This is a genomic window from Pseudomonas sp. 32_A (assembly GCF_017490905.1).
Lineage (GTDB): Bacteria > Pseudomonadota > Gammaproteobacteria > Pseudomonadales > Pseudomonadaceae > Aquipseudomonas > Aquipseudomonas inefficax.
In genome coordinates this window covers 64995-77387 of sequence record NZ_JAFGYI010000013.1, presented here as the reverse complement: position 1 = coordinate 77387, position 12393 = coordinate 64995, and the positions used below count along the sequence as shown (strand labels likewise).

The 12393-nt window shown below is 59.5% G+C and carries 8 protein-coding genes and 1 pseudogene; 5 read left to right on the top strand and 4 right to left on the bottom strand.

All coding sequences use genetic code 11. From position 1 onward, the window contains the following. Positions 1 to 44: 44 nt before the first annotated feature. On the bottom strand, positions 45 to 1631 hold the full coding sequence (locus J5M58_RS10555) for an ABC-F family ATPase (RefSeq protein ID WP_075045122.1): 1587 nt from the start codon (positions 1629 to 1631) through the stop codon (positions 45 to 47). A gap of 35 nt (positions 1632 to 1666) precedes the next feature. Further along, positions 1667 to 2860, bottom strand: a complete 1194-nt coding sequence (locus J5M58_RS10550; protein ID WP_353844712.1) for a tyrosine-type recombinase/integrase — start codon at positions 2858 to 2860, stop codon at positions 1667 to 1669. Positions 2861 to 3041: 181 nt separating this feature from the next. Between J5M58_RS10550 and J5M58_RS10545 the strand changes: the two genes are divergently transcribed. Then, positions 3042 to 3341, top strand: a complete 300-nt coding sequence (locus tag J5M58_RS10545) for a hypothetical protein (RefSeq protein ID WP_207878101.1) — start codon at positions 3042 to 3044, stop codon at positions 3339 to 3341. Between the two features lie 678 nt (positions 3342 to 4019). Next, a pseudogene (locus tag J5M58_RS10540) lies at positions 4020 to 4318 on the top strand (hypothetical protein). A gap of 1657 nt (positions 4319 to 5975) precedes the next feature. On the opposite strand, the gene psrA reads toward J5M58_RS10540, so the two are convergent. Continuing rightward, positions 5976 to 7064, bottom strand: coding sequence for an iron-containing alcohol dehydrogenase PsrA (psrA, locus tag J5M58_RS10535; RefSeq protein WP_207878100.1), 1089 nt, complete (start codon positions 7062 to 7064; stop codon positions 5976 to 5978). 234 nt (positions 7065 to 7298) lie between these two features. Further along, a complete protein-coding gene (locus tag J5M58_RS10530; RefSeq protein WP_207878099.1) occupies positions 7299 to 7964 on the bottom strand; it encodes an SOS response-associated peptidase in 666 nt (221 codons plus the stop codon). Positions 7965 to 8519: 555 nt separating this feature from the next. Between J5M58_RS10530 and J5M58_RS10525 the strand changes: the two genes are divergently transcribed. The 3 genes from J5M58_RS10525 to J5M58_RS10515 form a co-directional block, all read left to right on the top strand. After that, on the top strand, positions 8520 to 8852 hold the full coding sequence (locus J5M58_RS10525; RefSeq protein WP_207878098.1) for a hypothetical protein: 333 nt from the start codon (positions 8520 to 8522) through the stop codon (positions 8850 to 8852). Between the two features lie 130 nt (positions 8853 to 8982). Then, positions 8983 to 9294 carry a hypothetical protein gene (locus J5M58_RS10520; RefSeq protein ID WP_207878097.1) on the top strand — a complete coding sequence of 104 codons (312 nt, stop codon included), beginning with the start codon at positions 8983 to 8985 and terminating at the stop codon, positions 9292 to 9294. A gap of 433 nt (positions 9295 to 9727) precedes the next feature. Next, positions 9728 to 12393: Ig-like domain-containing protein (locus tag J5M58_RS10515; RefSeq protein WP_207878119.1), on the top strand; the 2666-nt coding region annotated here is incomplete at its 3' end.

Below are 12393 nucleotides of genomic sequence, written 5' to 3'. Positions count from 1 at the left end.
GAATAGGGCAGCCCGGCCAGTGCAAATGGCCGAGCCCTTCCCAATCAGACCAGCACACCCTGGCTACGCAGGTAATCGTCGTAGGTACCGCTGAAGTCCACCACGCCATCAGCCGACAGTTCGATGATGCGCGTAGCCAGCGACGATACGAATTCGCGGTCGTGGCTGACGAACAGCAGGGTGCCCGGATAGTTTTCCAGCGCCAGGTTCAGCGCCTCGATCGATTCCATGTCCAGGTGGTTGGTCGGCTCGTCCATCACCAGCACGTTCGGCTTCTGCAAAATCAGCTTGCCGAACAGCATGCGGCCTTGCTCACCACCGGAAATCACCTTCACCGACTTCAGAATCTCGTCGTTGGAGAACAGCATGCGCCCGAGGGTGCCGCGGATCACCTGCTCGCCGGAGGTCCACTGGCCCATCCAGTCGAACAGGGTCATATCGTCTTCGAAGTCGTGGGCGTGGTCCTGGGCGTAGTAGCCCACTTCGGCGCTGTCGGTCCACTTCACTTCACCCTTGTCCGGAGTCATTTCGCCGACCAGAGTACGCAGCAGGGTGGTCTTGCCGATACCGTTGGGGCCGATGATCGCTACGCGCTCGCCGGCCTCGATGGTGAAGCCCAGGTCCTTGAACAGCACCTTGTCGTCGAAGGCCTTGGCCATTTTCTCGACGGTAACGGCCTGGCGGTGCAGCTTCTTGGTCTGTTCGAAGCGGATGAACGGGCTCACCCGGCTCGACGGCTTGACCTCGGCCAGCTGGATCTTGTCGATCTGCTTGGCCCGCGAGGTGGCCTGCTTGGCCTTGGAGGCGTTGGCCGAGAAGCGGCTGACGAAGGTCTGCAGTTCGGCGATCTGGGCTTTCTTCTTGGCGTTGTCGGACAGCAACTGTTCGCGGGCCTGGGTGGCAGCGGTCATGTACTCGTCGTAGTTGCCCGGGAACACGCGCAGCTCGCCGTAGTCCAGGTCGGCCATGTGGGTGCAGACACTGTTGAGGAAGTGCCGGTCGTGGGAAATGATCACCATGGTGCTGTTACGCGCGGTGAGGATGGTTTCCAGCCAGCGGATGGTGTTGATGTCCAGGTGGTTGGTCGGTTCGTCGAGCAGCAGCACGTCCGGGTCCGAGAACAGCGCCTGGGCCAGCAGGACACGCAGCTTCCAGCCCGGTGCCACTTCGCTCATCGGGCCGAAGTGCTGTTCCAGTGGGATACCCAGGCCCAGCAGCAGTTCACCGGCGCGGGATTCGGCGGTGTAGCCGTCCATCTCGGCAAACTCGGTTTCCAGCTCGGCGACGGCCATGCCGTCTTCCTCGGTCATTTCCGGCAGCGAGTAGATACGATCGCGCTCGGCCTTGACCTTCCACAGCTGGCCGTGGCCCATGATCACCGTGTCGATCACGGTGAATTCCTCGTAGGCGAACTGGTCCTGGCGCAGTTTGCCCAGGCGCGTGTTCGGCTCGAGCATGACCTGGCCGCCGGACGGCTCGAGGTCACCGCCGAGGATCTTCATGAAGGTCGACTTGCCGCAACCGTTGGCGCCGATCAGGCCGTAGCGGTTGCCGTTGTTGAATTTGACAGAAACGTTTTCGAACAGCGGCTTGGAGCCGAACTGCATGGTGATGTTGGCGGTGGAGATCAAAGGGCTTACCTATCAGTCACTTACAGAGCTGGCTTTCAAGCTGATACCGATTTGATACCAATTTTGAGTTTTTCCAGCTCGCTCCAGTCGGAGCTTGAGTTGAGCCAACGGGCATACGTCGACAGCAGCATTTGAACGCTGTGACCCAGCTGTTGGGCGATAAATGCGGGGTTGAGGCCGGACATTAAGCATATTGTCGCATAGGTGTGGCGGCAGTTATATGGGGGGCGACGCCGAATGCCCAGCTCATTCAGCACCGGCACCCACTGTTTGTGCAGATCGGAGGTCTGTTTCACGTGCTCGGCGTTCTTCGACGGCGGCAACAAGAACGGCGTCTCGGTCACCGCTCCCTTCCCATGTCGGCGGCGGTCCGCGTATCCCCTGGCGAATTGGATCGCGCGCAAAGCGCGATCATTCAGCAGCACGAACCGATCCCTCCCTGTTTTCGTCCTTTCCTCCACCGCGCCCAAGGCGACGGTCCTCTTAACGTGCACAGTCCTCTTTTCCATATCGATCACATCCCAGCGTACGGCCAAGGCCTCCGACAGGCGGAGGCCGGTGAAGAACATGAATTCGAACAGCGCGGCATAGATGAGGCTCGGCCAATACTTGTGTTCGTATAGCTTGTCGATGATGGTGTTGGCTTCAGCCAGGGTGAACGGGGCGATCTCCTTACGCGACCGCTTCGGTAACTCAATCACCTCAGCGGGGTTCTTGGTCAGCAGGCCTTCCCGGGTCGCCGCAGCCAGGATCGTCGATAGTCTCGTAATCGCGTTGCGCTTCACGTTTGCCGAGGTCCATTCGGTTTCGGTGATGACGCGGCGGAGCAGGGTGGTTGTGATCAGGTCGATACGGACCAGAGCCAGGCGTGGCATCCAGTAAAGGTTGAGGGCGCTCTTGTAGTTGTTATGCGTGCCCTGAGTGATTTCGCGGCTGGCCAGCCAGAGCTGAAGATTGCCGCAAACAGGCACATACAGGCCCTCATCCAGGTCTCCGCTGTAGACATCGACGCCGCCGGCGTTAATTTCGATGTTAAGACGAAGCTCGACCGCCAGCTTCAGAGCGTCACCGTCGTTGGTGAGCGGGTTCCAGTGGGCGCGCACGCCGGACTGGCCTTTCAAGCGAAACGGCCATTTTGGGTCGCGGCAGGTGCAGGGCTCGATCTCCAGGCGACAACCCTTGGCTGCCAGCTTCAGCAGTTCGTGATTCAGGTTCTTTTCTTCGGGCACGATGATTCCTTGGCCGCCATTTCGCGGCAGTGAGTTGTACAAGGGGTTTGGATTGGTACAAGAAAATCGGCCAGTGGTCCGATTCAGCTCTCAAACTGGGATGCCGCGATTGCGTGCCGCCTCGCTTTAGCTATGGTGAGAGTTCACCAATTTCATACAACTAAAGTCGTAGGAGGTCGGCATGAGAAATCGTGGTGAAGTTTTCTGGGAATGGGCTGATCCAACTCTTCATCACCGCACTCACGACGAGACGCTCAACGATGGAACGTGCATAGATGTTCAGGTGCGACTGTCGCGCACGGGTAACACGCAGATGTTCATTGGGGTGTATGCCGCGAGTGGAATGGCCCTTCATGAGGAGGCATTCGATTCGCGTCCAGGTGAATCCATGACCAGGGCTCTGGCCTGGGGCGTGGGCCGGGCGCGTCGGATCGCCACTGATACCCACCCGGAATTCGATAAGGTCGCCTGCGCTAAATGAGCAGTGGGGAAGAGTACAAATGTTCTATTAGTTGACCTGATTCGCCTGGCGGACCTTGAACATACCCAGGGTCCGTCTGGCAGGTCACTTGTTATGTAATGGTTTTGCGGCGTGTCGTCGCCTTGACCCCTATTACTAGGCAAGTTAATAAGCAGAATGGGGTAGGATGGCAGTCGAGCAGGATGCTCACCGATGTTAGGCGCTTAGGTGATGCCAATCGACGGTGACAGGGAGCAAAAATCACAAGAGTGCTGTCCCAGCACCAGTGCCGGTTTGAGTTCTGCTGCCTTGCGAGACGACACATGCCATTAGATAAGAAATTTGCCGCATACCAACTCCTGAGAGAGCTGGATGCCGTGACCTCATCGATAATGAACCAAGTAGCCTATGGACGTATGGGAGAGCTATCGTGGATAGAGACCCAAGCCCTACATAGGGAAGCCTTCGAAAGATGGATGCGCTTCGCAGCTACTCTAGATTCACCCGATCTGTCCGGGAGTCTAAATGGAGGCCGTGATCCGGGTGAGCCGCGAACCAAGGATACTTATACATGATTCGCTGATTTGTATAAGCTTATGCCAGTCGTCTGGCGGCCATTTATTTGACGTCAAATATATTGAGTCAATTTAATTGTTGGGGTAAGAAATACCTTCCTCAGCAACTAAGGACCGATGGACGATGGTAAGGGAGCGTGGCGATTGCTTCTGGCAGTGGGGCGATCCGAAATTACATACCAGAACCCACAACGAAACGTTGAATGACGGTTCGCAAATCGATGTCCAGGTACGCCTTTCGAGCATCGGCGCGACCCAAATGTTCATCGGTATTTACGGCCTAGTGGAGCGCTCATCCACGAAGAAAGCTTTGATTCTCGCCCAGGCGAAACCATGACGCGGGCGATGGCTTGGGGTGTCGGGCGTGCTCGCCAAATAGCAAGCGAAGCCCAATCGCCGTCCCGTAAGGTCGTGTCGAGGTGAGCAGCCTCGGCACTGTCGCCTGGCGCAACTGCACTCGGTCATAGGTCCCAGGCCGACCACAGTCTGGCCAACCTCGGCCGCATCCCGCTCAGCCTCTTCTTTGGTCCAACAGATGGCAGTACCAACCATCCAGGCTATAGGCTCGGCGTGGTGCTGCTGGGTCGGCTGGGCCAGTGCCGCTTGGATCTCAGTCGACTGCTGAAACATCTGCGCCTTCGAGAAACGCTGCTGCCAAGCCTGCAGCCGTTCGCGCGGCACGCTGACCATCTCGGTGTTGCTGGATCGGTTCTCTATTGACATTAGTTACTCCGTGTCGGACTGAGATTGCGTGCGTTAATTTATATAAGGTGGCATTAGAAAAGTTCTTTTCCGGTATTCTTCGGTATCTTGTTTTTGCTGCGCAATCAAGGCGTGTTGTTCCTTACAATGAACGAGAGAATGTATTTGGGCTTAGTCACAACATGGCAGGTTCTTATGCAGGTATCGTTGGTGATTTTTGCAATGACAACGATTGGCCTTTGCTCAATGCGCTAGTGATAAATACTACTACTTGCACACCTTCAAGTGGTTTCGATGATTATCTCGAGTGCGCTGAGATGGACTGGGGCCAATGTCTATCCGGATGCTGGCGTTTTTTCCATCTGAAAACCTCACGAGAACATCAGGTAACAAACTTCTCAGGACTCACTAGCTTGGTAAGAGAGTGGCACAAGTCTTAAGCAATGCTACCAGTGGTTTTTAAATCAAGCCCAGCCCCGCGCTGGGCTTTATGCGTCTGGGGTGGCTTTGCCGTTACAGCTGGGTGGATGGGTGGACAGGATTGCGGACCCCGCAGCTTTGGGGGATGAAGACCCATTGCCTTCCTCAAGGAGTCGAGCATGGCGTTGCGGTTCCGGAAAAGCTTCAAGGTCGCGGCGGGCGCGCGTATCAACCGTAAGCGTTCGCTGAAGTCACCTTGCATGGCTTGGGCGCGCATCGACTTGGCTGAATGCGCGCGAGACAGGATCGTCCTATGATTCGGTGAGTCCACGTCTGATAATGCCTCGGATATCAACATTCAACGCAGGGCCAATAATGGACTACCGTGCAACTCGCTACGCCCTATTTGCCGTTCCCTTCTTCGTAATGTGCCAGCCAGTGCAAGCATCGACGTGGCAAGTTTGCCGTATGGAACTACATATCACTGATGTGTTGAAGCTTCCCTATCCAAAGCTACAGGCCCAGGTCGTAAAGGTAAGCCAGGCATCAACCACGGCAGAGTGCCCGGAAAAGGGGGCTACTATCACATTCGTACCGGAAACTGCTGATTACCAAAGCACGCTCCCACGCAGGCAGTGGGCCAAAAAAGGCCAGTTGATGCATATCAACTACCGATATCTGGATGGGACGTGTAAAGGCGATGGCCATCCCCATGAGTGCCGCATTGAACACTACCCCTTAGCGGGTGCTTGGTAAGCGTCCGACGAACACATGTTCGCCACATGCAGATCGAAGAATGGGCGGCGAGCATGGACCATGCAGCCAATTTCGGTGATAGCCATCCGATAGTCCTTTGGGATGCGAAAGCCCGGCGCTGTTCCTTTTTGTACGCTGCCGCCGGCACGGGGGCGCGGCGAGTCGGCACTCTTGTTTGGTGCTGGAGGAAAGGCGTGGGGTGTCAGGCGGCTTGCGAGCCGATGAAATTGCGCCCGCGTGCGCCCTGCATGGCCTCATCGATCATCGCTTCGGCCTCGGCCGCTGTCACGCCGTAGTCCTCGAACTCGGTGTGCACGCCCAAGCGATGGAGGAAGCCTCTCAAGCGCTGCTGCGCGCTGGTGAGGTCGGGGCCGAAAACCTTCTGCAAGGTACGGTCGCGCTCCCCATCACGGCCCCAGGCCAGGCCCAGGACCATCGGCAAAGTGAACGAACAGGCGATGCCATGGGGCAGGCCATGGCGCAAGGTCATTTCATAGGAGATGGAATGGGCAAGTGCGGTCTTGGTGTTCGAGAATGCCATGCCGGCCTTGAGCGCAGCCAGGGCCATGCGCGCGCGCAGCTCGGGGTTGGCCAAGTCCTGTTGCAGCTGTGGCAGGCAATCGAGGATGTCTTCGATGGCCGACACCGCGAAGGTGTCGGAGATGGGATTGGCGTTGTGGTTCCAGATCGCTTCCAGGGCATGCGACAGTGCATCCAGCCCGGTGGATACCGTCACCCGGCCCGGTACGCTGAGCATCAGCTGTGGGTCGATCAACGCCACCTGCGGCCAGGTGCACGCCAGGTGCAGGGAGTATTTCTTCTGCCGGGCGCTATCCCACAACGTGGCCCAGGGGGTCACCTCGCTGCCAGTTCCAGCCGTGGTCGGCGCGGCAATCAGTGGCTTGTGTCGCGCGGGGGTGAACGATTTGCCACTGGCGAGCAATTCCAGCAATTCATCGAAGCTTCCGGATTGTGTCCCGACGATCAGCGCTTTGGCGGTGTCGATGGCGCTGCCACCACCCAGGGCGAAGACGCTGTCACAGTCACCGTGCTCGGCCCAGAATCGTTCGTGTACGTCGCGCAACCAGGCCACGTCCGGGTTTGGCTGCACAGTGTCGATCACGCAGACCAGACGCTCGCCAAGCAGGCCGCGCACGCGCTCCACTAGCCCCAACTGAGCGGCCTCGGGGAACGTCACCAAAGCGACCTTGCCAGTGCACAGCTCGGCAACGCGAGCCAGGCTGCCAGCGCCGAACACGGTCGAGACAGGATTATGGAAACAGGCAGACATGGGCAGTTCCTTGTTGTTGTTTGAAGGTGCGGCCATGCTCGTTGGCGGGCAGGTTTCGTTCCAATCGTTTGATTGCAGGCAAGCATCGGTCAGGCCGATAACAGCGTCAGCGTGGATTGCGCAAACTCCGGGCTGGCAGTGCCCCTGCACATGACGCGCAGCGGGCAAGGCCGGTGGGTTGGGAGGGATCAGTGGGAATAGAGCACTGGAGCGTGCGCAAAGATTTGCCTGTGTTCAATGAAGCGGGTTAATCAACTCGGCACCCTGGTTACGCACATTCCCCACGGCCACACTCACCCGGTACCACTCGAAGGCTTCGGCCGGCTCACTGAGGTTGAGCACCAGTTGTTCTGCGTGCTCGCTCGGCATTGTTGCCGTGATCCACTCGTACGCCAGTTCTGGCGACAACACGACAGGCCGGCGGTCATGAACATCGACCATTCCGCCCTGGGAGTCGGCGGTAATGATGACGAACCCGTCGTGCTCGGTACCGGTGAACTGGCCGATCGAAGCGCAAAGGGCAGGGCGGCCATCCTGGCGCCGGATATGGTAAGGCTGCTTCTTCGGCCCGCCCTCATCAACCCATTCGTACCAGCCGTCGATTGGGGTGATGGCCCGGTGTGGCCAGATCGCCCGGAAGAATGGGCCATGCGCCACCTTCTCGACCCGGGCGTTGATCGGCGCAGCACGATCGGCAGCCCAATGCGGCCGCCATCCCCACCTCACCAGGTCCGCTCGTGGGCCTGCGTCATCCATCCGCAGTACTGCCACCGGCGTGGTCGGTGCGATGTTGTAACGGTCAAGCGGCTGGTCGCCGACGTTGTTGCGCCAGGCCTCAGGCAGGCTCAGGGTTTCAACGAAGTCATGTATGCCACGGTACTGGCTTAGCCTTCCGCACATGATCGCTTCCTCCTAAACCATGAGCATAGGCCAGGGCATGGTTCCCGGGTACAAGGCTGCGGGGGCGCGGAGCATGGACGAAACGACCATGATCGGATGTGCCACTGTTCTGGAACAGGAATTGCTGGGACCCTGAGGCATTGATCATTCGGAGAATGCAAAAATGACTCAGGATGACCGCTACTACTTGGTCTTCGTTGTGGTTGCCGTGCTGCTACTGGATCTGCTGGCGACCCTGGTGTTTCTGAAGGCCATTGCCTGACTCCCGATTGTGGGCCCAGCCGCCCCCGGATTCGGGGCATAGCGCAAGCACGCCCAGGCTGCCCGGTCTGGAACTTGTCGGCTGGCCCATGAACGAAGGTATCTTCGCGGAGAAAGCCCGCCCCGAAACCGATATAGCTAACAAGCATATTACCGGGCTGACGTTGAGCAGTAACATGGGCAAACAAAAACAAAAAAGGTGCATGCGGCTTGGTAACACTTTCCAGGTTACTCGATGGGGCGGCAGGAGCGTGTTGCGTGAAAAGCTCAAGATCGGTAGCAGGTGCAATACTGATGTCCACATTTGCCACACTGTTCATGGCAGGCTGCGTACATGGCCCCGATGTACGTGAGGGCCATGGGTATGTGGTCGGGGCTATGGAAAGAAGTACGCCGACATACCTGGGGTGCGTCCAAAGCGAACTTCAAGGGAACGTGAAAACCTACCAGGTCGATGACGTTAACTCGGTCAGACTGTTTGTCGATAGTACCGACCCCGACAAGGCGGGTGGCCTGGTCGAGGTACGCGGCACGGGTACCCAGCGCCAGTTCGCGGCCTATCAACGCGATGCCTGGTACGACCATGGCAGGCTGTTGGACGCCGCGCTGATGTGTTCAAAAGCATGATCAACTAACCTTCGAGAACGAAAAGCCCGCGCTCGAGCGCGGGTTTTTTGCATTTGCAGACGCCAGCCGCAATAATCCGCTCATTTGAACGGAGAGTATAAGGTTGGAATCAAGAAGCGTTGTCGCGGAAATGTTTATTGGAATGCCGACGCATTTCTGGGTGTTGCCGGTTGCCGGCCTGGTCGCCTGGTTCGGCCTGAAATGGGCCGAGCAATCCCATGACCGCGCCACCCTGCTGCGGACCGTGACCTATCTGCTGCTCATCGCGTTGGCGGTGTTGCCCAACGGCTTTTATGCACTGTTCCCCCCTTCGCCCGACATGCCCGAGCTGTTGTTGAATCGTGAACCGCTCCCCAACTACGAAGGCCGCTTCTACCTGGATGCCTTTTACGTGTTCAGCGGATGGGCATTGAGCAAGGTGGCCAAGCTCAAGTTCAGCTAGGGAAGCGCTGAACGAACCGCTTGAAGGCCGGCACTGGGCGGCCTTCTGCCTCAGGCTGCTCGGTTCCGAGCCGATCATCGAGCTAACCGTTCTTGCTGGCGAGCTTACATGGCCAGGTTCAAGTTGAATAGATGGTAAAGAAATCTAAGCAAACACGATTGGTTCGCAACTATCAACGTGGGCGGGCGCGTACTTTTCAACTAGCACCTTCCTGATAAGAGCAACTTGCAGTTATGCGCCCCTGTGCGCAGCAAGGGCTAATTCAAAAGTAATAGGTCAAAAAGCTTTTTACGAGTTTTGATGATGAAACGCTTCGCCAGGAGCCTTCCGAAAATATTTTAAAAACCCTTCTGGCGTTTTATGGGGGGCGTGCTATTTCTGGATATACGCGTGCGATCGCTCGGTCGTGCTATTGACAAAAGGACTGTCAGGTATGTCGATTCAGGCCAAGGTGTCTCCCCTCGCTCAAAGTGTTACTTCTGCCGCCCCCATTGCAATCCCCGACAACGGAATCCTGACACTTACCCAGAGCAGTAACATTGTTCTTGATATTGCTCCAGAAAGTGTGACCGGCTACGAGAAAAGTGGCGCCGACCTGATCGTGCAACTGAAGTCGGGCGAAAGCTTGCGTATAGCCAACTTCTATGCCGAAGGGCAGCCTGCAAGCCAGTTGTATCTGGTAGACCGGGACAAACTGCTGGCCGTCGACCTGCCTCCGGTCGCTGCCGATGGGCCGCTGGTGGCGGGTTATGTGCCTCAGGAAACTCCGGCTGGGTTCGAGTCGCTCACCGGCACCGATGGCACCATTGCCGGGCTCAGCCCTGGTGGTGCACTTCTGGCTGGCGCCGCGATCATTGGTGGCGGCGTCGCGATTGCCAACAGCAACGGCGGTGGCGGTGGCGGCGGTGACAGCAGTGTGCAGCCTGACACCACGGCCCCGGCGCCCGCCAGCGGATTGCAGATTGCCCCGGATGGCAGCAGCATCAGCGGCACGGCCGAGCCAGGCGCCACCGTGGGCATCGACAGCAACGGCGACGGGCAAACCGACGTTAGCGTGGTGGTCGGCTCCGACGGCAAATTCCAGATTCCGCTGGATCCGCCACTGACCAACGGAGAAACGGTTTCCGTGGTGGTGACCGATCCGGCCGGCAATAGCAGCCCGCCCGCGACCGTGCAGGCCCCCGACTTCCCCGATGCGCCGCAAATCAACCCGAGCAACGGCTCCAGCCTCAGCGGTACCGCCCAGCCGGGCAGCACCGTGGTGCTCACCGACGGCAATGGCAACCCCATTGGTCAGACTACCGTCGACAGCAATGGCAACTGGTCGTACACCCCCGACAGCCCACTGCCCGATGGCACGGTAATCAATGCGGTGGTCGTGGATGCCGCCGGTAACAGCGGCCCGCCCGCCAGCACCATCATCGATGGCGTGGCGCCAGCGGCACCGGTGATCAACCCGAGCAATGGTACCGAGCTCAGCGGTACCGCTGAGCCGAACAGCACCGTGACCCTCACCGATGGCGATGGTAATCCGATCGGCCAGGTGACGGCCGATGGCAGTGGCAACTGGACCTACACCCCGGGCACGCCAATCGCTGACGGCACAGTGATCAACGTGGTCGCCCAGGATGCAGCCGGCAACACCAGCGCTCCGACGAGCACAACAGTGGATGCGCAGGCCCCGGCCACACCAGTGGTCAACCCCAGCAATGGCACCACGATCAGTGGCACCGCAGAGCCGGGCAGCACCGTCACCCTGACCGATGGCAGCGGCAACCCGATCGGCCAGGTCACCGCAGACGGCAGCGGCAACTGGAGTTTCACACCGGGCAGCCCGTTACCCAACGGCACCGTGGTGAATGCCACCGCTACCGACCTGACCGGCAACACCAGCGCTCCATCGAGCACCACAGTGGATACGGTGGCCCCGGCCGCACCGGTGGTCGAGCCGAGCAACGGCAGCGAAATCAGCGGCACCGCCGAGCCCGGCAGCACCATCACCCTGACCGACGGCAGCGGCAACCCGATCGGCCAGACTACCGCCGACGGCAGCGGCAACTGGTCGTTCACGCCAGGCACACCGTTGCCGGATGGCACTGTGATCAACGCCACGGCGACCGACCCGGCCGGCAATACCAGCGGGCAGGCCAGCACCACCGTGGATACGGTGGCGCCGGCCGCACCGGTGATCGAGCCAAGCAACGGTAGCGAAATCAGCGGCACCGCCGAGCCCAGCAGCACCATCACCCTGACCGACGGCAGCGGCAATCCGATCGGCCAGACTACCGCCGACGGCAGTGGCAACTGGTCGTTCACGCCAGGCACACCGTTGCCGGATGGCACGGTGGTCAACGCCACGGCGACCGACCCGGCCGGCAATACCGGCGGGCAGGGCAGCACCACCGTAGACGGCGTGGCACCAGCTGTACCCACCATCAACCTCAGCAACGGCAGTAGCCTTAGTGGTACCGCCGAGCCGAACAGCACCGTCACCCTCACCGATGGTAGCGGTAACCCGATTGGCGAAGCCACCGCCGACGGCAGCGGCAACTGGACTTTCACGCCAGCCACGCCGCTGCCCAATGGCACCGTGGTCAATGCCACGGCTAGCGACGCGGCTGGCAATACCGGCCCGGCAGCTACGGTCACCGTCGACTCCAGCGCGCCGGCTGCACCGGTAATCAATCCAAGTAACGGCGCGAGCATCAGCGGTACCGCCGAAGCGGGCGCCACCGTCACCCTGACCGATGGCAGCGGCAACCCTATAGGCCAGGTCACCGCCGACGGCAGCGGCAACTGGAGTTTCACACCGGGCAGCCCGTTACCCAACGGCTCCGTGGTGAATGCCACCGCGACCGACCCGACCGGCAATACCAGCGCTCCATCGAGCACTACAGTGGATACGGTGGCCCCGGCCGCACCGGTGATCGAGCCGAGCAACGGTAGCGAAATCAGCGGCACCGCCGAGCCCAGCAGCACCATCACCCTGACCGACGGCAGCGGCAATCCGATCGGCCAGACTACCGCCGACGGCAGTGGCAACTGGTCGTTCACGCCAGGCACACCGTTGCCGGATGGCACGGTGGTCAACGCCACGGC

Bases quoted from the DNA above. Each gene is read 5' to 3' on its own strand.
- J5M58_RS10545 (WP_207878101.1), top strand. From the start codon at position 3,042: ATGAGAAATCGTGGTGAAGTTTTCTGGGAATGGGCTGATCCAACTCTT.
- psrA (WP_207878100.1), bottom strand. From the start codon at position 7,064: ATGTCTGCCTGTTTCCATAATCCTGTCTCGACCGTGTTCGGCGCTGGC.
- J5M58_RS10530 (WP_207878099.1), bottom strand. From the start codon at position 7,964: ATGTGCGGAAGGCTAAGCCAGTACCGTGGCATACATGACTTCGTTGAA.
- J5M58_RS10525 (WP_207878098.1), top strand. From the start codon at position 8,520: ATGTCCACATTTGCCACACTGTTCATGGCAGGCTGCGTACATGGCCCC.
- J5M58_RS10520 (WP_207878097.1), top strand. From the start codon at position 8,983: ATGTTTATTGGAATGCCGACGCATTTCTGGGTGTTGCCGGTTGCCGGC.